This window comes from Shewanella sp. CAL98-MNA-CIBAN-0140 (genome assembly GCF_040309905.1).
Classification (GTDB): Bacteria; Pseudomonadota; Gammaproteobacteria; order Enterobacterales; family Shewanellaceae; genus Shewanella; species Shewanella psychromarinicola.
Genome location: NZ_JBEOPI010000315.1, coordinates 1 through 230, shown reverse-complemented (window position 1 = coordinate 230; position 230 = coordinate 1). Strand labels below are relative to the sequence as shown.

The 230-nt window shown below is 49.1% G+C and carries 1 protein-coding gene; it reads left to right on the top strand.

Going from position 1 to position 230, the window contains the following annotated elements:
* Positions 1 to 230: hypothetical protein (locus tag AAEY93_RS21205; RefSeq protein WP_351079754.1), on the top strand; the 230-nt coding region annotated here is incomplete at both ends.

Below are 230 nucleotides of genomic sequence, written 5' to 3'. Positions count from 1 at the left end.
AGCATCAGTATCATTACCACCATCATCAGTGCCGCCAGATGCGCATGCCCGCCACACACATCTGCAGGCAGGTAAGACCTATGCTGAGCAATCACCCAAGCAATGGTTAAATATACTGCCCAACTCTGCTAGCCCTAGGCATTTACTCAAATTTTGGTTATCGCACTTGTATTGGCAGGTGGCCAGACGTACCACTGCTGAGCAAGTGGCTCTAAATGATGGTGTGAGTA